The following is a 19,434-nucleotide window of genomic DNA, read 5'->3' as shown; positions in this document are numbered from 1 at the left end:
TTTGCCTCTGCCCCGGCATCATGGGCCCAAGATCATGCCCCGTTGGAAACGCACGCAATCTCGCACGCCGTGGACGACGCCGTACATGTCAATCAGATCCAGGTGATCGGCACCCATAATTCATATCGGCGCGATATCTCGCCGATGACACTGCAATGGCTGACCAGCCTCTCCCCTCAGGCCGCGATTGCACTCGATTATCATCACGACACCCTGACAGCCCAACTCGATCACGGTGTCCGCCAACTCGAGATCGACATCTATGCCGATACGCAAGGCGGCCGTTATGCCCATCCCAAAGGTGCCGAATGGGAGCGAAAGGCAGGGCTGACACCCGATGCCGATCCGACCCCGGCACAGGCCATGCAAGGCACGGATTTTAAGGTGATGCATATTGTCGATATCGATCAGAGATCGAGCTGCCAGCCTTTCCGCGCCTGTCTTGAACAGATCAGGGCATGGTCGGACGCCCACCCCAACCATGTGCCGGTCTTCATCGATCTGGAAACCAAGCAGGATATCCCTTTCGGCGGAGGCAAACTGCCCTTCACGCCTCCTGAAGTTTTCACACCAGCCACGTATGACCGGCTCGACGCCGAACTGGTGGCAGTTTTCGGTCGCGACCGCATCATCACCCCCGATGACGTGCGTGGCGATGCCCCGACACTCGATGAAGGGGTCAGAAAGCATGGCTGGCCTGCACTGTCACAGGCACGGGGCAAAATCGTGTTCCTGTTCGATCGCCCGCATGACACGGCGCGCTACGTCCAGGATCACCCGGCCCTGCGCAATCGTATCGTGTTCACCAATGCACATCCCGGCGATGCGGATTGCGGCTTTACCGAAGTGAATGAGGGATTCATCGGGGCCAAGGGCAATGGCAGCGATGCGGTGGACAACAAGGCAGCGGCAACGACCATCCCTGCCCTCGTGAAACAGGGCTATCTCGTGCGCACCCGGGCCGATGCCAACACGATCGAGGCGCGTCAGAATGCGCTTGAGCGTCGTGACGTGGCTTTTTCATCCGGCGCACAGTTGATCAGCACCGATTATCCGACCTTCGAGCCAGCGCCCTGGCACAACTACTCGGTCGGGTTCGGGCATGGGCTGGTGGCCCGATGCAACCCGGTCAATGCGCCAGCCTCCTGCCGCTCTCCGGCTCTTGAGCCATAAGGCACTCGGCGCCGGCGTCACGCTGGTCTGTTAATCTTTGATGACGGCGGGAATGTCATGCCGATATTTCCGCCTCTTGCTTCATTTCTTCATGTCCAGGCCAAATGATCCGAGACATGTTCATGAAACGCTTATCTCTTTTTCTCGCCGCCTCCGCGCTCACGGTACTCTCATCGTCCGGTCATGCGCAGAATGCGCCAGGCGCCGTGCCGGCATCGCCCGACGAGACGGTTCACCTCAACGAAATTCAGGTGATTGGCACACATAATTCCTACCGTGCCGCCATGTCGCCCGTCACCATGCAGTGGCTTTCAAAAGTCGCTCCTGACGCCGCAATCACGCTCGACTATCAGCACGCGCCGCTTGCCGTGCAGTTCGATCACGGTATCAGGCAAATCGAGCTCGACCTTTATGCCGACATGAAGGGCGGGCGTTATGCCCATCCCAAGGGTCCCGACTGGCTGCGCAAGGCAGGCCTCACCCCGGAGGCCGATCCTGTCGATCCAGCCATCATGCAAGGCAATGACTTCAAGGTCATGCATATCGTCGATATCGACCAGCGTTCGACCTGCCAGCCGCTCAAGGCCTGCCTTGGCATCATTCGCACCTGGTCAGACGCGCATCCGGGGCATTTGCCGATTTTCGTCGATCTGGAGACGAAGCAATCTGCGCCACCGGGAAAAGTCCCCTTCACGCAGCCTGAAATTTTCACTCCGGCCACCTATGACCGTCTTGACGCCGAGCTGCTGGAAGTTTTCGGACGCAACCGCATTCTGGCGCCCGATGATGTGCGTGGTGACGCGCCTGACCTGAACACCGCCATACGCAGCAAAGGCTGGCCCAGCCTCGCCAAAGCCCGGGGCAAGATTGTCTTCGTGTTCGAGCGCCCTCATGACACTGCGCGCTATCTGGTAGGGCACCCAGCGCTCAAGGGACGGCTGATCTTTCCCAATGGCAGGCCCGGCGAGCCGACATGTGCCTTTACCGAAATCAACGAAGGTTTTGTAGGCAAGAAGGTCGGTGATTTCGAGGCGGTAGATAATGCCAAAGCGGCAAAGATCGTGCCCGATCTGGTCCGACAAGGTTATCTCATTAGAACACGTGCCGATGGCGATACGCTGGAGGCGCGTCACAACGACCTTGCTCGTCGCCAGACCGCGTTTGAGGATGGTGCACAGCTGATCAGCACGGATTATCCGCTTTATGCCCCTGCCCGCTGGCACGATTACAGCGTGTCATTTCCGGGTGGGGCCATGATGCGTTGCAACCCGGTCAATGCCCCTGCTTCCTGCCGCGATTCGGCGCTGGAACCCACCGCGCCCAAACTCTGAGCGCCGCCCCGGAACACAGGAAAACAGGGGCAAGGGGAAGAAAATGCAAAATTCTTTCTTTCCCCCTGTTGCCAAACACAATGAGGGCTGGTAGTTCCCCCTTCACCGAAGACGAGGTCGCTACAAGCCTCCTCCGACACGGTCGCCGGAGCGGAAACGCTCCATGCGGGTGTAGCTCAGTTGGTTAGAGCGCCGGCCTGTCACGCCGGAGGTCGCGGGTTCGAGCCCCGTCACTCGCGCCACTTTCCCATGAAAATATGAGAAAATGGTGCATTACGCTGCCATCGTGCGCGTATTACCCATTGATCGACCGATCATGCCGGGCCGAGGCGCCCTGCCTCAGCCCCGGGCACCACGCGACCTTGTCTCATGTCGCGAGATAGGCATCCAGCACCGCGCTGGATGGACCATCGAGGCGGATACGCCCTTCCTCAAGCCAGATCAAACGCGTGCACCATTTACGCATAATTTCGGGTTGATGCGATGACATGATGAGCACATCCGCGTCCTGTACGAGCGCTTCCAGACGCTTTTTCGCCTTTTCCATGAAGGTGATGTCACCCGCCATGAACCATTCATCCATCAGCAGCACGTCGGGCGTGATGGCTGTCGCAAGCCCAAAAGCCAGACGCACCAGCATGCCGCTGCTGTAGGTCTTGACTGGCAGGGCGATGAAGTCACCCAGTTCGGCGAATTCGGCGACATTCTCGAGCACGGATTTCGTCCCCGCGCCGCTCATGCCATGAGAGAGGCAGCGCAGTCGCACGTTCTCCAGGCCTGTCAGCTCCATGTTCATGCCGAGCTGGGTATCAAGAAGCGTACCGATCGTACCGCGGATGCGCACCCGGCCTGCAACAGGCTCATAAATACCGGCCAGCGCCCGCAGCAGGGTCGTCTTGCCAGCACCATTGCCACCGATCAAACCGAGCCGCTCACCGCTCTGCAAGCCAAAGGTAACGTCCCTGAGCACGTCTACTGTAACGCGATGACGGGCATCCTCGATGAGGGCACTTCCCGCGCGATGAACCGACCGGTTGGCCACAGCCCGGGCCATGGAGCGTTTCAGGGTTCGGCTGTCCGCGTGATAGACCGGAAAACTGAGCGAGAGGCCATCTACAAGAACTCTGGTCATGTTCAAACCCAGTACGCGATGCGTGCGCGAAAGCGCGTGAAGACGAGAACCGCAAAACCGATCAGAACAGCGCTATGCGCCAGGGCGACCTCCCACAGGGCAAGAGGGGTTGGTTCTCCCAGCAGCGGCGTGCGCATGATGGCGATCAGCGAATAGAACGGGTCGAGCAATATCCAATGCTGGAGCGTCCCGACCAGTTCGGGGCGCCAGATGATGGGGGTGATAAAAAAGAACACCTGAAGCAGGGATTGCACAATGGGAGGGATATCGCGAAAGCGCGCCCCCAACAGACCCAGACACAGCATCAGTGCGAAGCTGTCCACCAGCCAGAGTGCCAGTGCTGGCAGAACCAGCCAGATATGAAGCGGTGTCACATGGAAGATGAGAAACACGACCAGCACGACCACCGCATTATGCAGCAGAACAAGGATATTGCGCGTGATGGCCTGCAGGGCAAAGACACTGAACGGCATACGTGCCGCCTGGATCATGCGACTTTCCTGAGAAAATACTGTCGTGCTTTCTCCGATCAGTGTTGAGATATACCCCCACAACACCAGCGACAGCGCGAGAAAGGGCAGATAATCCTTGATGACCATGTTGAAGAGTTCGGCATAGAGAAAGCCGAGCGCTGCCACCATGACGGCAGTGGTGATGGTCAACCAGAACGGCCCCAGCATCGAACCACGATATCGCATCTTGATATCGAGCCAACCGAGCATCATCGCAAGGGGCAACAGGCGTAGCCCTGCACGCAAATCGGCCAGGGCTGCCCTGAAACGTCCGGCGGCGGTCAGGGGGAACAGATCGAGGATAGGCTCTTTTCGACCTGACTCTGCCTTGATTGTGTTCATGCTTCTTGCTCTTCGCTGGATCAGGAGGAAAGCTCTACCTGCTCCGCCGCCTTCCTCCAAGAGCGGGCGCGCGCGATGCATTCCGTTCCGGACAAAATCCGGTGTCCTGCGGCGGCAGACGAGGTCTTGAGATGGATTCACGACGGTAGAGTCGGCTATGATTGCTGTTCATTGTGCGGGACAAGCAAGCAGGCATGGACGGTGGCGATTACTTCATGATCGGTTTTGTCTTCGCGACATACGCGATCGGCCCGCTGCTGGCTGCCTTTCTGGTACGACGTATCAACCGGTCAGGCCTGTTTGAAGAGCAGGACGACTAGATCAGGCGTCAACCTGCCACGCCTTTGCCTGGCTCGCGCTTTCAAGACAGGGGGAGCTGCCCGAACCACCCTCCTCATACACTTTCGCTGTTGATAAAAGGCACTCCCAAAGCATCAAAGACGCAGCGTCATTCCCTGTCTGGCCAGAGTAAAATGAAATCCCAACCGGTTATCCCGATCCAGATCGTTGCGGATACGCGTTTGCGCCGTCGGTCCGGCGTCAAGCAGGGGCTTGATGTGCGAAACCAGAACGGGAAAACCCGTCATGGACACGCCTGCAAGGGCCTGAAGTGCGGCGAGCTCTGACAGCAGCCATCGAGGCGTCAGATGACCAAAAAGCTGTTTATCCGCCCGTCGGTTGTCATACGAACATTCGATGATGATCCCGCGCAAATGGCCAGTTCTTACCAGTGGGGCCACCTCGTGCCAGAGCGCCGCCAGATGGCCTCCCGGTTCGATGGCATCCGGGCCGGTATCCCCGAGATAAAGCAGGGCATCCTGACCGGAATGGAGGAGAAAGGCCGTGGATTCCACCCCGCCATGACTCAGCGGATAAGCCGTGACGCTCAGCGGCGTTCCTGAGAGCGGCATTGTCTGACCCGGCGTGAGGTCATGATAGTGAAGCAGCCCGAAAGCCGGTTTCAACCCTCTGTCACCCAGATTGGGCCAGACACGGTGATTGAACAGATCCTCCTGAAGCACCGACAGGACCGACGGCAGGGCATAGACTGACTTGCCCGGATCCTCAGGCGAGATGGCCACCAGACCTGCCACATGATCGAGATGGGCATGGCTCAGCAGATAGCCCTTGATCACACGATGGAGGATCACCCCACTGCGTGAGGCTGATGGGTCGGCGCCCAGATCCAGGCCATCGAAGGCATGGGCCGCATCGGCTTTTTCGATGCCGTTGAGCACTGTGCCTGCATCCAGAAGCACACCGGACGACGTTCCCGCTTCCCGGACCAGATAGGCGCTCAGATTACCATCCTCGAGCCCGCCGGCCGCCCCCAGGACAGTTATGTCAAACTCATGCGCCTGAACGGTGGCAACCGGTACCATCAGGGCAAGCAGCAGCAATAGCCTGATCATGCTTGAAGGGAGCGCAGGCAATAGATTCGCGGGTAATCGGTAAGAAATCATCGGGCCTCCGGCATCATGACGACTGAACCCCATGCCAGCTTCTCCCCGCATGACGGAAAATATTTGGCAGCGATACCAGTAAGCCGCACCCGATTGGCAGGGCTCAGGCGCAGTTCAGTCCGGCATGAAAACAACCCGGTCCTGACCCGCAGCAAAGCGGTGGCACCGGCTGATCAGCAGTAATAAAACGCGTCATGACTGGCAAGCAATCGCAACGCATGTAACAGTTGGACGAACCGCCTTGGTAAAGAGCGCCGAAATGTCCCGCAGAAACACCTTCATATGCTGCCTGCCCCTGATGATGGGCCCTCTCTTACTGGCAGGGTGCGATGACCAGCCACCGCTTCAGCCCGGTCATTGCGAGATCCGGACATTGGGCCGCCTGAGGCTGCGCAGTCTGGCGTCAATCCCGGTTGTCGAGGCCAGGATTGATGGCAAGCCCGTATTGTTCATGGTCGATACCGGCGCTTTCAACTCTGTCATCTTCAAAAAAAATGCCAGCATGCTCAGCCTGAACTACACAGGCGCGACAGCTCAGGTAAGAGGTGTGCATGGCATCGAAAGCAGCGCCGTTGTTCGCATCGACAGGCTTGATCTGGGCTCCGGAGCCACGACCGACCATGCATTTGTCCTCACAGAGTCGATGGCGCCCCGAACGCCCAAAGGGTTGCCCCCCATTGTCGGACTGCTCGGCGCAGAGCTGCTGATGGCGTCCGATCTGGTGATCGATATGCCGCATCATGCGATGTACATGCTCGACATGCGCCGGTGCCCCTATATCACCCCCTACTGGCAGGGAACGGTTCATAAGATACCGATTGAACGGGACTGGGACGACAACAAGGTTCGCCTGACATTCACCATTGATGGCAGCAAACCGATCCCGGCAATTTTCGACACAGGCTCATCCCACGTTCTGCTACCCTATTCGCTGGCCCATGAGAAACTCGGAATCACCCGTCGCGACCTCAAGAAAGACCCGTCAAGCACGGACAGCATGGCCGTTGGAGATGACACGGTTACAAGCTATCATCAGCAATTCGACCATCTCGATATGGCAGATTTCCGTATCAGCAATGCGTGGGTGACCATTGATGATGCAGATAATATCGACCATGCCCTGTTCGGTGCGCGTTTCCTGCATCAGACCCGCATCTGGCTGACCACGAAGGATGTGATGTATGTGCAGCACGTCTCGGAAATGAAGGATGCTCCGCCCATTCCCATCACCCCGGTCGCTGGCGTTACACCGGTAACGAAATAACCCGACCGCCCCTTATTCGTTGTTTTTTCACTTGCATATACAGCCCGCCTCGCCGACATGCGGAGCATGCCATACGCTGTGAAGGAAATGTTTGCGACACTGCAGGGAGAAGGGGCTCATACCGGGCGTGCCTCCGTGTTCTGCCGCTTTACCGGATGCAATCTCTGGTCGGGTCGCGAAGAAGATCGTCACAAGGCGGCCTGTCAGTTCTGTGATACCGATTTCATCGGAACAGATGGCGAAGGCGGCGGGCGTTTCGCAACAGCCGACGCTCTGGCTGAGGCGCTTGTGCAATGCTGGAAGAGCGAGGCGGGCGATCAGGCAGGACGCTATGTCGTGTTCACAGGCGGCGAGCCGCTCTTGCAGATCGATCCCGCGCTGATCGCTGCTGTCAAGGCAGCGGACTTTGAGATTGCAATCGAGAGCAATGGCACGATCAACGCCCCTCAGGGGATCGACTGGATCTGCGTGAGTCCAAAACCGTCCAGCGTTGTCACGCAGCAGACCGGCCAGGAACTCAAGCTGGTCTTTCCGCAGGAAAGCTTGCCCCCCGAGCTGTTTGAGGGCTGGGATTTCGAGCATTTCTGGCTGCAACCCATGGACGGGCCGGATCGCATCGCCAATACCGCCAAGGCCGTCGCCTACTGCCTGAAGCACCCGCGCTGGCGTCTGTCCCTGCAAACCCACAAGCTGATCGGGATTCCCTGATGCTCTCTGATGACACGGCCATCGTTCTTTTCTCAGGTGGGCAGGATTCGGCAACCTGTCTTGCCTGGGCGCTCGACCGCTTTGCCCATGTCGAGACTCTCGGTTTCGCCTATGGCCAGCGTCATGCGATCGAGCTGGAATGCCGCGATACCTTGCGCGATGCCATGATGCGCCAGAACCCGCAATGGCGTGAGCGTCTTGGTCCGGACCATACGCTCGATCTCTCGGTGCTGGGGCGGATTTCGGAAACGGCCCTGACGCGCGAAGCGGCGATCGAGATGAACGAGAACGGCCTGCCCTCAACCTTCGTGCCGGGGCGCAATCTGCTCTTCCTGAGTTTTGCCGCGACGCTTGGCGTTCGGCGCAACGCACGACACATCGTGACAGGCGTGTGCGAGACTGATTACTCCGGTTATCCTGATTGCCGCGATGACACCATCAAGGCCCTTCAGGTCGCGCTCAATCTGGGCATGGAAACACGCTTTGTGCTGCATACGCCCCTGATGTGGCTCGACAAGGCGGAAACCTGGCGTCTGGCCGAGCGTATCGGGGGTGACGGGCTGGTGGCGCTCATCAATCGTGAGAGCCATAGCTGCTATATGGGCGACCGCGCCCATCTGCATGACTGGGGCTATGGCTGTGGCACCTGCCCTGCCTGTGAGCTTCGTGCCAAGGGATGGGCCAGTTATGTCAGCGCTTGAACTAAGCTTCACAAGGCGGTTCAGCATGGGGCATCGGCTGATCGCCGGTAGCTCGGAGCGTTGTGCCATTCCCCATGGCCATAATGAATTCGTGACCGTCACGTTGCAGGCTCGGGAACCTGCACGGCTGGACGGCGCGCAGAACATGGTCATCCCGTTTGCTGACGCGAAACGGCGTTGGCACGATTTTATCGATACACGCCTCGACCATGCCTTTCAGATTTCTTCATCAGATCCATTGCTGAGCTGGTTTCTCACCAATGAGCCCGCCCGGGCAGACAGGCTGGTCGTGACACCGGGGGATCCGACCACGGAAATGATGGCCGCACTGCTCTATGCAAAGCTGCAGGCCTTCCTGCGTGCTGATGGTGACGTGCTATGCTGCACCAGCCTGTCACTCGAGGAAACACCGACCAACACGGTCTGCCTGACTGGCGGCCCTGAATTCTACCTGCCGGTGACAGAAGCTCCTCCGGAGTCCTGTTGGTGGAACCGTGCGGACGATACGATTTCCGATCTTCTGACGCAGAACTGACGAGACGCCTGCCCCGTCAGGTCCGCCTATATCTGCTCCAAGCGAAGCTGGGCAACACAACGCGCTCCTGGTCGTCCGGAGGTTCACCGGTTACAGTCGGGTCAGGCACCGGCTATCAATGCGTCTGTGACCACTCATGACCGAGCAGCTGCACATGGACACGAAAAGCGCCATGGTCATCGGATTTGATGTCACGTGGTGATGTTACGCCCAGCTTGGCAGGCTCGCTGCTAGCGGGCAGTTCAGTCTGAGGCAGGGTTACCGTCTTGCTCATGACTATCTCCTTCACTGGAACGACAACAAGGGAACGTGGCGCCAATCTGGCATTGCCATGAAAGAATGGGGCATGAGCCCATCGATTTGTTCCCGTGCCTCGTTAACGCCCAATGCCCTGAGCGGTTCTGAATCATCGATGGATCGAAGGATTTAATTTCTTGACGTCACGGGAGGCAGATCAAGAAACCAGGCGTTCAGGACTCGCGCTCCATCAGAAAAACAGGTCTAAACAGAGCCATGAGACTGCGCGTTATTGATCTTGAAACATCCGGGGCTCACCCCACCGCCTCTGAGGTCATCGAGTTCGGCTCGGTCGATCTTGTCCTGCAGGGCGATACATGGCTGATCGAGCCTGTCCACACGCAACTCTTCAAACCGAAGGCGCCGCTGACACCGGAGACACAGGCCGTTCACCATTTGATGGACGAGGATTTTTCCGATGAACTGCCCACGGCCACGCCGGAAACCCTGAGTGCGCTGGTGCGGCGCAATCCCGTGCCGGACATGCTTTGCGCCCATCATATCGCTTTCGAGCGGCATTTTCTGACCGACACGATGACGGAAGGTCTGCCCTGGCTCTGTACGCTGCGTATCGGTCAGAAACTCTGGCCCGACGCCCCACGACATACAAACCAGATCCTGCGCTACTGGCTCAAGCTCGATCTGGACCGCGCAAGTGCCTCACCCGCCCACCGGGCAGGACCCGATGCCTATGTCACCGCCCATATCCTGCAACGACAGCTTGCCCTGGCCGACCCCGAGGCGCTGCTGCGGCTCACACAGACGCGCCATATCCGCCGTGGCGCGGCCTTGCGTGCCGGGCGCGATATGCAGCGTCAGGAGCAGCTTTTTACCTGACGCCCCATCGTGATCCAGTACATCAGGCAGCCGCGCCGTATCGTGCTGTTGCCTTGATGGTCAGGCCCAGCACACCCGGCGCCCCAGCCCGGCGCATCCCCAGAGGTAGCCGTGCATTGCCTCCGGTCCAGCGCATCGGGGCCGCTTCGAGCCCATTCCAACCCTCGAGGGCAGCATCGCTCAGATGGGTGTCGATCCGGGTCATGCCGCAGCTATCCCAGAAATGGACATCGCCCACCAGCACGCCAAGATGGCGCCTGTCATCCACAAACGGCCCCTCGGCCATATCGGGACGAGCTGCACGTGAGCGTATGCGGACCTCCTCCAGTTCGGACGGGATCTGGAAGATCACCATATCATCGATTCGCCTGACCGGCTTGATGATCTGTCCATCGGCACTCACAAGATGCAGCTCGGCATCTTCATGACCCGTCGCACTTCCTTCCCGCGGGGCTTCGGATGACAACAGGCTTGCTCGATCGGCCAGTGAACGGTGCAGGGGCTCGACAAAGCTGCGCTCGACACGCAAGGGAGCAGCTCTCTCGGGTTCTGCAATAGCCGGAAGCAGCGGAAGGGGGCTGCCTGTGACGTCCCCCCGCGCGACAGGTATCCCTGCCGAAATCGCAGATATTGGCGCCTCATGGGGCTTCAGACCCATGATCTCGCCATGATCGAGAAGGGTCTCGGTCGGCATATTGTTCGACCAGACAATCGCATGGGTCTCGGTACGAAAATGATAGATCTTGAAGCGGGTCCGCGTACGGTCATAGGCAATGCTGTGACCATTGACCAGCATGCGCGCCGGTACCAGAGCCCCCTCAATATAGACGCAGTGCTCGGGCGTAATGAAGAGATCACGATCTGGAACGCCACCGCCCAGAGCCCCGGCCCTAAAGCGAATAGGGTATCCCGCAACATCATCAGAACGCGCCGGGTCAACCACGATTTCAGCCGAACCGACCCACTCGATCCGACGGATATTGGACCCGCCAGCACCATTCACCGAGACCAGATCACCAACGCGCAATGTCTCAACCGCCCGCTCGCCCTCAGGCGTGCGGATCATGGTGCCAGCCAGGAAGCACTTGTCATAGACGAGTTCGGTACTGCCATCGCTATCGGCTTCCAGATGGAAATCACCCGCCTTGTACGAGCCAGTGAGCGCCGTGGACCAGCTCGTGCCGTCTGAGTGGGTGACTGTCAGGATACCGTTGCTGACTGTGATCTTGCCGCCCGGTTTGTACGCCAGTCCCTCGATATCGATACGTCCACGCCACCCGACGCTCAGATTGGTGAGAACAGCACCGGGTGAGACTGTCAGCAATCCCGCTGCCCCCGTGCTGGACGTCGCGCCGGCCACCACCAGGCCAGCGATGGTCGCCCCGGATGCCACGATCATGGAGCCACCGGCGGAGATGACGGCCTTCTGGACTGTAGCTCCTGAAGACACGCTCTGGGTTCCACCCGAGAGAATGGTCGCGCCGCTGACCACCCCGCCGGAAAGAACAGTTTCCGACCCACCGGACGCGATTGTGGCACCACTGACTACGCCGCCAGATGACACGACGGCCAGACCGCGTGCAGCGACAAGCTGATTGACGACAAGACCACCCGATAGCGTCAGCCCGGTGCCGCCACTCCCGATCGTCAGGCCACTGATCGTGCCCCCGCTTCCTGCGACAACCGTTCCACCGGCGGAGACAACCGAGCTCGACGCCAGGCCACCCTGCACCAGCTGCACGCCCGCACTGAAAATACCCCGGACTGCCAGAGCACCCGACGAGACAACCTGTGTGCCGCCAAAGATACCGCCGATATCCGTCCCGCCGCTGGCAAGCTGTTCGGTCGAGCCCACCTCGAAAGTCCCGCCGGAAACAACCCCGGATCCGGCAAAGGTCTGGCCCTTGATAGTGAACCCGCCGCCAACAATCGCCTGACCGCCATTGAGCACATGAGGGGCAATCGCACTGGCCTGTGCGCCGTTGTAACCGGACAAGTTACCAACAGCGAGACCAGCGCGTGAGGTGATGGTCGCGCTGATGACCACACCCTGATTGAGCGCCGCAAACGACCCGCTCTCATAAGCCGTACCGCCGTAAGTCGTGCCATTGGCGGCAGCAGCAACCACGCCACCGGAGAGAACCGTTGCCCCTGATATGGTACCACCCGAGGCGAGATCGACCGCCGGATAATCGGTGCCGCCATTAAGGCCGTAAACAAGATCGCCCGACGTCACCTGACCGCCAGTGACGTAATTGGTCGCCCCACTGGTGATCGTGGCGCCACTTGTTGTACGGCGAATAGGCAAGGCTGCTCCTTAACGATAATTAATGGATATTAATTAATACTCACCAAAATATGGGAGAATATCCTGATATTTAACGGTAACGGCGCCGTGATAGAGGATTATGTCGCTGCATGACAAGCGATTTCGCATGGTGCATGCGACATTCCTGCTTGTTTGTTCTGTATATAAACTATTTCAGGCACTCTGAATGGGACCCAGCCATTTCCATATGGCCATGATAACCAATCGTAATGATTATTTATTTGAGATCTCGTCCAGGGCATTCCGGTCGAGCGACCGCGTCGTGTTCCATCGTGATCAATAAGAATGTTTGTTGTCCGTCATCCTGCTGACCTGGTGCGCAATTCCACGCAGGATACGGTGCCTGATCAAGCCACTGACAGGACGTATGAGAGCCCAGTAGAGCGCCATTTGCCGCCGCTCTGCCTCATCCGGGCATGCAATGAGAGTACGGGTTACGAGATATGTCCGGTCTGGTCCGTCAGGGTGAGCCTCAAACTCCAGCAGGAGGCGGGTCAGGCCACACGCCGCCTGCCATGCCTCTGGCGTACACATCCCACTTTTGGACAGGCCGTAATCCGCACGCCAGAATTGCCCGCTGAGCCCATAACGCAGGAACCTGTCCCCTTCCCGACCGAGAAAGACGAAGCTCTTCTTGCTGAAACGATGAGCCTCTCGTCCCTTGAGCACCCTGCCGGGCAGATCGCGCAAGGCGAGGCAAAGCCTGATCAGCCAGTCCTGATCGATCTCAAAGGCCTCGGCTGCATCCAGACAGGATTTTGCATCAGCTTCGATGACACGCGCATGCTCTTCCCGAAAATCCGCATGTCCCAGGGTGGAATTCTCCGTATCCCCGCGCGACCGATGCGTTCGCAGCCCTGTCATCCAACCCACTCCTGTTTGTTTAAGCCTGTTCTGACGGGAGCCTGTATGATCCAGCCGGGAAACAACCGGAACATAGATCCTGAGAGCAGGAGAAAGCCATGCGCCGTCTCGAAAACAAAACCGCCGTTATCACCGGGGCGGCCCGCGGCATCGGGCTGGCCATCGCCCGGCATTTTCGTGACGAAGGCTGCAAGGTGATCATGACCGATATCGACCGCGAAAACGGCGAGCAATCTGCCGAGGTGCTGTCATGTCGTTTCATACCGCTTGATGTGCGGCGCGAGGCTGACTGGCTTGCGCTCGAAACCCTTTGTCCTGAACCCGATATCGTTGTGAATAATGCGGGAATTACCGGCTTCGAGCAGGGCATGGTGGCGCATAACCCCGAACATGCCACCCTTGCCGACTGGCACGCCGTCCATGCCACCAATCTGGATGGTACCTTTCTGGGGTGTCGCTACGCCCTGCGCCAGATGGGCGGCAGGGGCACGGGCTCCATCATCAACATTTCATCGCGCTCCGGGCTCGTCGGTATACCCGCCGCAGCGGCCTATGCCTCATCCAAGGCCGCCATACGCAACCACAGCAAGACGGTCGCGCTCTATGCCGCGCAGAAAGGCTGGGCGATACGCTGCAACTCCGTACACCCGGCCGCCATTCTGACCCCGATATGGGATGCCATGCTGGGAGAGGGCCCTGACCGCGAAATGCGTATGGCAGCGCTGGTTGCCGATACGCCACTCAGGCGCTTTGGAACGGTCGATGAGGTAGCCTCACTCTGTGTCATGCTGGCTTCCGATGAATCAGGCTACATAACGGGGTCGGAATTCTCGATTGATGGCGGTCTGCTTGCTGGTTCTGCCGCCCAGCCAGGCTGAGAGCCTCAGAACGTCCAGACCAGATATCGGCCAGCTGCACAAAGCACGTTTACAGATATTCCCCTTGCCTAGCGCCATGTTCTAGACAGGCCGGACCAGCCCATGATCAAGACTGGAGCGCCCGATGCGCTTTATCGAAACGTTCGACCTTCATTCCTTCACTGATTCGAGCATCAGCCTGCTCAGCGCCTTCGTGTTCGGCACCCTGATCGGTGCCGAGCGGCAATACCGACAGCGAACAGCCGGTGTGCGCACCAATGCGCTGGTGGCGCTTGGGGGCGCGGCTTTCGTCGATCTGGCGCAGCGTATTGCCGGCGATGTCGAATCCCTGCGGGTTATTGCCTATGTCGTGTCAGGCATCGGCTTTCTGGGGGCCGGTGCGATCATCAAAGAAGGGGCGAATGTACGCGGCATGAACACGGCCGCCACGCTCTGGTGTTCGGCAGCGGTAGGCGCGTGCGTAGGCAGCGATATGCTGGCAGAAGGGTTCCTGCTCACCTTCTTCATCATCGCAGGCAATACCCTTCTGAGACCGATCGTGAGAGCCATCGATCGTATTCCCTTGCAGGCCAAGACCATGGAGACGGGATACGCTCTGCGCATCGTCACCTGCGCGCTCGATATCCAGACGGTGACGGCGCTGATCAAGGAACGTCTGGAAGAGGCCGATTATACGATCGGCAAACTGGCGCTCAGCGATGAGAAAGACGACCAGACTGCCATCGCCATTTCCCTCATGGTGTCATCGAATGGCCCCGCTGCGCTGGAACAGCTTGTCGCCAGTCTGATGACTGACAGCCGTGTCACAGCCGCGTCGTGGTCGCTCAACACCGATAACTGAGCGACCACGAAGAGATAAAAACACCAGAACAGGCAAATTCACACGGCTGTAAGCGGTCCAGCCCGTAACGTTCTCAGGGTGCCGGGGATGGCAGGGTGATCTTGACCACAAGCCAGGGGCGCTGCTCCTGGTTTACCCCATTATGGAAAGCAGGCTGACGCGACCATTGGCCGATCGTCGCATAGAGTGCGTTGCCCTGATAGGCCAGACCATCAGGGGCGATCAGTCTCGGGTCATGGGCAACAACAGAAATCGTGCCATCCGGCGCCCTTTGCAGGATACCGTGACGCTCGATATCGGTCAGGAAAAGGCGTCCATCGGGAGCGGTGGCCATGCCATCACCCATGCCTGCCTCGCCCTCATCCTTCACGCTGAACTCGATTTCGGTTTCGGTCGCCCGTGGGTCTGCCAGAACGGCTGTCGGGGCTGAGTAGAGTTCACGGCTGGTCAGAGGCTGCCAGAAAAGCGTTTGCTGATCGGCACTCAGCCCGATCCCGTTGGCGCCTGCCTGCGCCATTGTCGGCTTGTCCGGGTTGTACCGCGAGGCCTTGCCATCGAGCACGGCCATGAAGCCATGACGGGGCATGACCGGCTCTGTATCAGCCAGAAGGCGACGCTGATGGCCGGTGGCGATGTCGACCACGATCAACGCAGGATGCACGGTCAGGGAAGAATCGGTAATGAACGCCGTCCCCCGATCGCCATGCGTCAGATCGATGCGAACATCGTTGGGATGGCTGTCAGAGCGCAATGCCGGCGCCGTGAGCGCGATCTCCTCCACAATCCGGCCTGCTACCGGGTCGATATGAAACAGACGCGCTGCCCCCGGCACAGTGCCCTTCTCTGCAAGAATACCCTCATCCAGCACCCAAAGCTGCCCGCTTGCATCGACGGTCATGCCCAGCGGCGACACAAACCTTCCCTGGCTTTCAGCATCGGGGAAAGGCGTGAGCTGGCCATGACTGTAAAGGGCAAGACGGGGGCCATCATGATCGTGCAGGCTGCGGGGAAAGCCCAGCACCATGCGATGATCGGACAGAATGGCGATGCCGGAGGGCTGGGCATCGTGAAACCGGCCGATGACCGTCACATTGCCGCTGGGCTTGTAGCCAGCGTCGATACTGTCGGCAGGCGGATCGCCCATGCCGGTCATATCCGGCATGGAGGCGTCGTCAGCCCCGTATGAGGGCGGCGCTACAAGTGTGGCTGCGAGAGACAGCGCAAGGGTACACAGGGTCAGACGTGTTTTCATATTCCCTCTTCCTGTCCGTCATCAAGGCGATCAGGGCTCTCGCGTCAAACCACAGCAGCGTGACGTTCAGCCCTTGAGCAAGGACATGATCTCGGCACGTAACGCCGCATCACGCTGCCAGGTGCCACGCACAACTGTCGTAACCGTACGACTGCCGACATTGCGTATGCCGCGCATGGCCATGCACATGTGCTCGGCCTCGACCAGCACCATGACTGCCTTGGGTTCGAGAACCTCGATGATGGACGCGGCTATCTGGTCTGTCAGGCGCTCCTGCAACTGGGGGCGACGGGCCAGAACATTGACCGTGCGCGCAATCTTGCTCAGCCCGGTCAGGCGCCCGCCCTCAGGCAGATAGGCCACATGAGCCTTGCCGAAAAACGGCAGGAGGTGGTGCTCGCACATCGAATGGAAGCCGATATCGCGCACGATAACTGCCCCTTCATGCTGGTCCGCCAGAAACTGCTTGTGCAGATGGTCGCGCGGGTCCTCATGCAAGCCACCCAGCACGTCCAGATACATGCGCGCCACACGACCCGGCGTCTCGAACAGCCCTTCCCGGTCAGGATCCTCACCAAGAGCCTCAAGAATTTCGCGCACGGCACCGGCGATGCGTGTCTCGGCATCATCCGGCCTGGCAATCGGTGCGATGGGGCGCTCGCCACCCTGCCCCTTGTGGCGGGCGGCATCCAGCGCCACGAGATCGGCAGTCGGTTTGGTCATTTCTGGTCCTCGGCAATGCAAGACGGGTCTTCCGCGCAGGGGACAACGTCATCAGCCTCGCGGGGGAGCCTGTCCAACATGTCCGAAACCGAAAGTCCACTGATTTTCTGTTCCGATGCGATTTCTGCAAGGGGAACGAGCACAAAAGCCCGCTGCGCGATACCGGGATGCGGCAGGGTCAGAACGGGATTGCTGATTTCCTGCGTCCCCAGATAAAGCAGATCGACATCCATCGCGCGCTGCCCCCAGCGCACCGAAGGCACGCGCCCGAGACGGGTCTCGATATCCTTGCAGACGCGCAAGAGCGCCATGGCATCGAGACTGCTGCGACCCGTGACGCAAAGATTATAGAAATCGGGCTGCTCAACCCCACCCCATGGCGCCGTACGATAAAGGCCTGACACCGCGGTGATTTCCAGACCCGGCGTAAGGCCAAGCCATGTGACCGCAAGCGCGAGCGCACTCTGCCGATCCCCCATATTGCACCCAAGCGAAAATCCGACCGGCAGGGTTCGCTCTCTGGTTGTCTCGACACTCACCATGCCGAATGGATGGGCGATGGGTGCACCCGGCTTGCTGACCCGCACGGTCAGGCGCGCAATGGTGGGGAAATGCGCCAGCAGATCCTGCGCGATGCGGTCGGCCAGCGTTTCGATCAGCTGCACCGGCTCACCAGCGGCAATCGCCATCACATGGTCGCACAGCGCTGCATAACAGACTGCGTGACGATAATCGTCGTTGGCCGTGGCCTGGGCGGTATCGGCTGTGACAACCAGATCGATCAGGAATTTCTGCCCGAGCCGTGTTTCTTCAGGCAGTACGCCGTGCCGGGCAAAGACCTGTATGCCGTCAAGGCGAATGACCGACTGGGTCATGACAGGGGGGACCTCTCGGGTTGCGGGCGGAAGGTGCCCAGCATTGCAGCAATACGCACCGCATCGACATGCGGGGCCACATCATGAACACGCAAAATGGCCGCGCCCTGTGTCAGACCGCCAAGATTGGCGGCCAGAGTACCCGCCAGACGCTCATTCACGTCGCGGCCAAGCAGGCGGCCGAACAGCGATTTGCGCGACAGGCCCAGCAGCACCGGCACGCCATATGTCTCACGCAGGAAACCGATCAGCCGGATACTCTCAAGATTTTGCGGGTCTGTCTTGCCAAACCCGACACCGGGGTCGAGCACGATATGCTCGCGCCTGATGCCGGCACGCAGCGCCTGCGTCAGGATGGCATCGAAACAGCGCCGGAATTCGTCACGCAGGTCCAGTCCAGGGTCGATGGTCTCGCGATTATGCATCAGCACGGCCACTGCCCCGGTTTCGGCCATCACCGACGCCATGGCGGGGTCGCGCTGCATGCCCCATACGTCGTTGATCATGACCGCCCCGGCACGCACTGCTTCACGCGCCACACTGGCCTTGTAGGTGTCGATGGACAGGAAACAGGGTTGGTCGCGCAGCGCCAGCATGACAGGGCGTGTGCGCATGATCTCTTCAGACGCGGGGACAAAAGCCGCGCCGGGCCGTGTGGATTCACCCCCGACATCGATCAGGGCCGCCCCTTCGGCAATCAGCTGGCGCGCATGGTCGATGGCCAGGTCGGGGGCGTCGTGCAAGCCGCCATCGGAGAACGAGTCAGGCGTCGCATTGACGATACCCATGATCAGCGGTTCATGCGCCTCATGCGCACCCCATATCGCGGCTTTGAGCGCATCGCGCCTGTCCTGCCACTGGGCCTTGTGAACCGCGGAGCCGACCGCTTCCATAACATCCATTCATGTCGGGACTGAGGGAACCACGCTCTTAGAGTATGGGAGCGGACAGGTCCAGAAAAACGAACCGGCCCCTTCGCCCGCTGTTCTATCCTGCGAGAAGGAGACGCATCATGGCCAACGACCAGTTCGACACCCCCGTATTCGATGGGGAAGACAACAAGCATCACAGCGCCCGCGCCCTTGCAGAGGCGGCCCTGCGCGCCGAGGAGGAAGGCGAACAGGAAAAAGCGGAGCAGCTTTTCCGTCAGGCAGAAGCCGCTGATCCATCAGCGCTCGAGAGCGTCCTGCTTGAACGACGCAGCGAGCACCCCGGCTTCAGCCCGCAGCCAGCCTCGAAGGATGAGGAAGTGGCTGCCATGAGCCGCACCATCGAACCCGAGCGTCATGCCCCGCCCCCGGAGGCCATGGACGAAAACTACTGATCACGTAACGCAGGTCAGAACGAGACAGGGCCGGTCGGATATCATCCTGACCG

General features: G+C 59.6%; 21 protein-coding genes and 1 tRNA gene. 12 read left to right on the top strand and 10 right to left on the bottom strand.

The genetic code is table 11. The features are described 5' to 3' along the window. The first annotated feature begins 42 nt into the window (after window positions 1–42). From Asbog_RS01555 to Asbog_RS01545, 3 genes are all read left to right on the top strand, one after another. Window positions 43–1,173: a phosphatidylinositol-specific phospholipase C1-like protein gene (locus tag Asbog_RS01555; protein WP_062165637.1), complete on the top strand. Its 1,131-nt coding sequence runs from the start codon at window positions 43–45 to the stop codon at window positions 1,171–1,173. A gap of 122 nt (window positions 1,174–1,295) precedes the next feature. Continuing rightward, window positions 1,296–2,504 carry a phosphatidylinositol-specific phospholipase C1-like protein gene (locus tag Asbog_RS01550; protein WP_062165636.1) on the top strand — a complete coding sequence of 403 codons (1,209 nt, stop codon included), beginning with the start codon at window positions 1,296–1,298 and terminating at the stop codon, window positions 2,502–2,504. A 165-nt stretch (window positions 2,505–2,669) separates the two neighbouring features. Next, window positions 2,670–2,746 (top strand) — tRNA-Asp (locus Asbog_RS01545). A 125-nt stretch (window positions 2,747–2,871) separates the two neighbouring features. Here the strand turns inward: Asbog_RS01545 and Asbog_RS01540 are convergent. Together Asbog_RS01540 and Asbog_RS01535 are read right to left on the bottom strand one after the other, a co-directional pair. Further along, a complete protein-coding gene (locus Asbog_RS01540) occupies window positions 2,872–3,636 on the bottom strand; it encodes an ABC transporter ATP-binding protein (protein ID WP_062163833.1) in 765 nt (254 codons plus the stop codon). A gap of 2 nt (window positions 3,637–3,638) precedes the next feature. Next, the gene (locus tag Asbog_RS01535; protein ID WP_023977934.1) at window positions 3,639–4,490 is read right to left on the bottom strand and encodes an ABC transporter permease; all 852 of its coding nucleotides are present in this window, start codon (window positions 4,488–4,490) and stop codon (window positions 3,639–3,641) included. Between the two features lie 173 nt (window positions 4,491–4,663). On the opposite strand from Asbog_RS01535, the gene Asbog_RS14460 reads away from it, so the two are divergent. After that, window positions 4,664–4,810 carry a hypothetical protein gene (locus Asbog_RS14460; RefSeq protein WP_171840641.1) on the top strand — a complete coding sequence of 49 codons (147 nt, stop codon included), beginning with the start codon at window positions 4,664–4,666 and terminating at the stop codon, window positions 4,808–4,810. Between the two features lie 114 nt (window positions 4,811–4,924). Here Asbog_RS14460 and Asbog_RS01530 read toward each other — a convergent pair whose 3' ends face one another. Continuing rightward, window positions 4,925–5,902, bottom strand: coding sequence for an MBL fold metallo-hydrolase (locus tag Asbog_RS01530; RefSeq protein WP_171840640.1), 978 nt, complete (start codon window positions 5,900–5,902; stop codon window positions 4,925–4,927). Between the two features lie 310 nt (window positions 5,903–6,212). On the opposite strand from Asbog_RS01530, the gene Asbog_RS01525 reads away from it, so the two are divergent. The 4 genes from Asbog_RS01525 to Asbog_RS01510 all read left to right on the top strand — a co-directional run bounded on the left by Asbog_RS01525 (window position 6,213) and on the right by Asbog_RS01510 (window position 9,161). After that, window positions 6,213–7,217, top strand: coding sequence for a retroviral-like aspartic protease family protein (locus Asbog_RS01525; RefSeq protein WP_062163832.1), 1,005 nt, complete (start codon window positions 6,213–6,215; stop codon window positions 7,215–7,217). A 66-nt stretch (window positions 7,218–7,283) separates the two neighbouring features. After that, window positions 7,284–7,925, top strand: coding sequence for a 7-carboxy-7-deazaguanine synthase (gene queE / locus Asbog_RS01520; protein ID WP_062163831.1), 642 nt, complete (start codon window positions 7,284–7,286; stop codon window positions 7,923–7,925). Next, window positions 7,925–8,626: a 7-cyano-7-deazaguanine synthase QueC gene (gene queC / locus Asbog_RS01515; protein WP_062163830.1), complete on the top strand. Its 702-nt coding sequence runs from the start codon at window positions 7,925–7,927 to the stop codon at window positions 8,624–8,626. The genes queE and queC overlap by 1 nt, the downstream gene beginning before the upstream one ends. Next, window positions 8,613–9,161: a 6-pyruvoyl trahydropterin synthase family protein gene (locus Asbog_RS01510; RefSeq protein ID WP_062163829.1), complete on the top strand. Its 549-nt coding sequence runs from the start codon at window positions 8,613–8,615 to the stop codon at window positions 9,159–9,161. The genes queC and Asbog_RS01510 overlap by 14 nt, the downstream gene beginning before the upstream one ends. Before the next feature lie 115 nt (window positions 9,162–9,276). On the opposite strand, the gene Asbog_RS14455 is transcribed toward Asbog_RS01510, so the two are convergent. After that, window positions 9,277–9,435: a hypothetical protein gene (locus Asbog_RS14455; protein WP_171840639.1), complete on the bottom strand. Its 159-nt coding sequence runs from the start codon at window positions 9,433–9,435 to the stop codon at window positions 9,277–9,279. 239 nt (window positions 9,436–9,674) lie between these two features. Between Asbog_RS14455 and Asbog_RS01505 the strand changes: the two genes are divergently transcribed. Further along, window positions 9,675–10,295, top strand: coding sequence for a 3'-5' exonuclease (locus tag Asbog_RS01505; RefSeq protein ID WP_062163828.1), 621 nt, complete (start codon window positions 9,675–9,677; stop codon window positions 10,293–10,295). Between the two features lie 22 nt (window positions 10,296–10,317). Here the strand turns inward: Asbog_RS01505 and Asbog_RS01500 are convergent, their stop codons facing one another. Together Asbog_RS01500 and Asbog_RS01495 are read right to left on the bottom strand one after the other, a co-directional pair. Beyond that, complete coding sequence (locus Asbog_RS01500; protein ID WP_062163827.1) at window positions 10,318–12,603, bottom strand: Hint domain-containing protein; 2,286 nt, start codon at window positions 12,601–12,603, stop codon at window positions 10,318–10,320. A 297-nt stretch (window positions 12,604–12,900) separates the two neighbouring features. Beyond that, window positions 12,901–13,488: a hypothetical protein gene (locus tag Asbog_RS01495; RefSeq protein ID WP_062163826.1), complete on the bottom strand. Its 588-nt coding sequence runs from the start codon at window positions 13,486–13,488 to the stop codon at window positions 12,901–12,903. 98 nt (window positions 13,489–13,586) lie between these two features. Between Asbog_RS01495 and Asbog_RS01490 the strand changes: the two genes are divergently transcribed. Together Asbog_RS01490 and Asbog_RS01485 are read left to right on the top strand one after the other, a co-directional pair. Beyond that, window positions 13,587–14,366, top strand: a complete 780-nt coding sequence (locus tag Asbog_RS01490; RefSeq protein WP_062163825.1) for an SDR family NAD(P)-dependent oxidoreductase — start codon at window positions 13,587–13,589, stop codon at window positions 14,364–14,366. A 124-nt stretch (window positions 14,367–14,490) separates the two neighbouring features. Next, window positions 14,491–15,207, top strand: coding sequence for an MgtC/SapB family protein (locus Asbog_RS01485; protein ID WP_062163824.1), 717 nt, complete (start codon window positions 14,491–14,493; stop codon window positions 15,205–15,207). A gap of 73 nt (window positions 15,208–15,280) precedes the next feature. Here the strand turns inward: Asbog_RS01485 and Asbog_RS01480 are convergent, their stop codons facing one another. The 4 genes from Asbog_RS01480 to folP form a co-directional block, all read right to left on the bottom strand. Further along, a complete protein-coding gene (locus tag Asbog_RS01480; RefSeq protein ID WP_083510649.1) occupies window positions 15,281–16,459 on the bottom strand; it encodes an SMP-30/gluconolactonase/LRE family protein in 1,179 nt (392 codons plus the stop codon). 66 nt (window positions 16,460–16,525) lie between these two features. Continuing rightward, window positions 16,526–17,182 (bottom strand): GTP cyclohydrolase I FolE, encoded by a 657-nt coding sequence (folE, locus tag Asbog_RS01475; protein WP_122038643.1) that lies wholly within the window; start codon window positions 17,180–17,182, stop codon window positions 16,526–16,528. Continuing rightward, on the bottom strand, window positions 17,179–18,057 hold the full coding sequence (gene folK / locus Asbog_RS01470) for a 2-amino-4-hydroxy-6-hydroxymethyldihydropteridine diphosphokinase (RefSeq protein WP_062163823.1): 879 nt from the start codon (window positions 18,055–18,057) through the stop codon (window positions 17,179–17,181). The genes folE and folK overlap by 4 nt, the downstream gene beginning before the upstream one ends. Continuing rightward, complete coding sequence (folP, locus tag Asbog_RS01465) at window positions 18,054–18,950, bottom strand: dihydropteroate synthase (protein ID WP_083510648.1); 897 nt, start codon at window positions 18,948–18,950, stop codon at window positions 18,054–18,056. Before folP ends, folK begins: the two co-directional genes overlap by 4 nt. A gap of 119 nt (window positions 18,951–19,069) precedes the next feature. On the opposite strand from folP, the gene Asbog_RS14605 reads away from it, so the two are divergent. Next, a complete protein-coding gene (locus tag Asbog_RS14605; RefSeq protein ID WP_062163822.1) occupies window positions 19,070–19,381 on the top strand; it encodes a hypothetical protein in 312 nt (103 codons plus the stop codon). Window positions 19,382–19,434: the final 53 nt, after the last annotated feature.

This window comes from Asaia bogorensis NBRC 16594, from assembly GCF_001547995.1.
Taxonomy (GTDB): domain Bacteria; phylum Pseudomonadota; class Alphaproteobacteria; order Acetobacterales; family Acetobacteraceae; genus Asaia; species Asaia bogorensis.
Note: the sequence above shows the minus strand (reverse complement) of the source record. Positions and strands in the feature narration are given on the sequence as shown.

What these genes read in the sequence shown, in the direction of transcription:
- Asbog_RS01550 (WP_062165636.1), top strand. Translation starts at nt 1,296, where the DNA reads ATGAAACGCTTATCTCTTTTTCTCGCCGCCTCCGCGCTCACGGTACTC.
- Asbog_RS01540 (WP_062163833.1), bottom strand. Translation starts at nt 3,636, where the DNA reads ATGACCAGAGTTCTTGTAGATGGCCTCTCGCTCAGTTTTCCGGTCTAT.
- Asbog_RS01535 (WP_023977934.1), bottom strand. Translation starts at nt 4,490, where the DNA reads ATGAACACAATCAAGGCAGAGTCAGGTCGAAAAGAGCCTATCCTCGAT.
- Asbog_RS01530 (WP_171840640.1), bottom strand. Translation starts at nt 5,902, where the DNA reads ATGATCAGGCTATTGCTGCTGCTTGCCCTGATGGTACCGGTTGCCACC.
- Asbog_RS01525 (WP_062163832.1), top strand. Translation starts at nt 6,213, where the DNA reads ATGTCCCGCAGAAACACCTTCATATGCTGCCTGCCCCTGATGATGGGC.
- queE (WP_062163831.1), top strand. Translation starts at nt 7,284, where the DNA reads ATGCCATACGCTGTGAAGGAAATGTTTGCGACACTGCAGGGAGAAGGG.
- queC (WP_062163830.1), top strand. Translation starts at nt 7,925, where the DNA reads ATGCTCTCTGATGACACGGCCATCGTTCTTTTCTCAGGTGGGCAGGAT.
- Asbog_RS01510 (WP_062163829.1), top strand. Translation starts at nt 8,613, where the DNA reads ATGTCAGCGCTTGAACTAAGCTTCACAAGGCGGTTCAGCATGGGGCAT.
- Asbog_RS14455 (WP_171840639.1), bottom strand. Translation starts at nt 9,435, where the DNA reads ATGAGCAAGACGGTAACCCTGCCTCAGACTGAACTGCCCGCTAGCAGC.
- Asbog_RS01505 (WP_062163828.1), top strand. Translation starts at nt 9,675, where the DNA reads ATGAGACTGCGCGTTATTGATCTTGAAACATCCGGGGCTCACCCCACC.
- Asbog_RS01495 (WP_062163826.1), bottom strand. Translation starts at nt 13,488, where the DNA reads ATGACAGGGCTGCGAACGCATCGGTCGCGCGGGGATACGGAGAATTCC.
- Asbog_RS01490 (WP_062163825.1), top strand. Translation starts at nt 13,587, where the DNA reads ATGCGCCGTCTCGAAAACAAAACCGCCGTTATCACCGGGGCGGCCCGC.
- Asbog_RS01485 (WP_062163824.1), top strand. Translation starts at nt 14,491, where the DNA reads ATGCGCTTTATCGAAACGTTCGACCTTCATTCCTTCACTGATTCGAGC.
- Asbog_RS01480 (WP_083510649.1), bottom strand. Translation starts at nt 16,459, where the DNA reads ATGAAAACACGTCTGACCCTGTGTACCCTTGCGCTGTCTCTCGCAGCC.
- folE (WP_122038643.1), bottom strand. Translation starts at nt 17,182, where the DNA reads ATGACCAAACCGACTGCCGATCTCGTGGCGCTGGATGCCGCCCGCCAC.
- folK (WP_062163823.1), bottom strand. Translation starts at nt 18,057, where the DNA reads ATGACCCAGTCGGTCATTCGCCTTGACGGCATACAGGTCTTTGCCCGG.
- folP (WP_083510648.1), bottom strand. Translation starts at nt 18,950, where the DNA reads ATGGAAGCGGTCGGCTCCGCGGTTCACAAGGCCCAGTGGCAGGACAGG.
- Asbog_RS14605 (WP_062163822.1), top strand. Translation starts at nt 19,070, where the DNA reads ATGGCCAACGACCAGTTCGACACCCCCGTATTCGATGGGGAAGACAAC.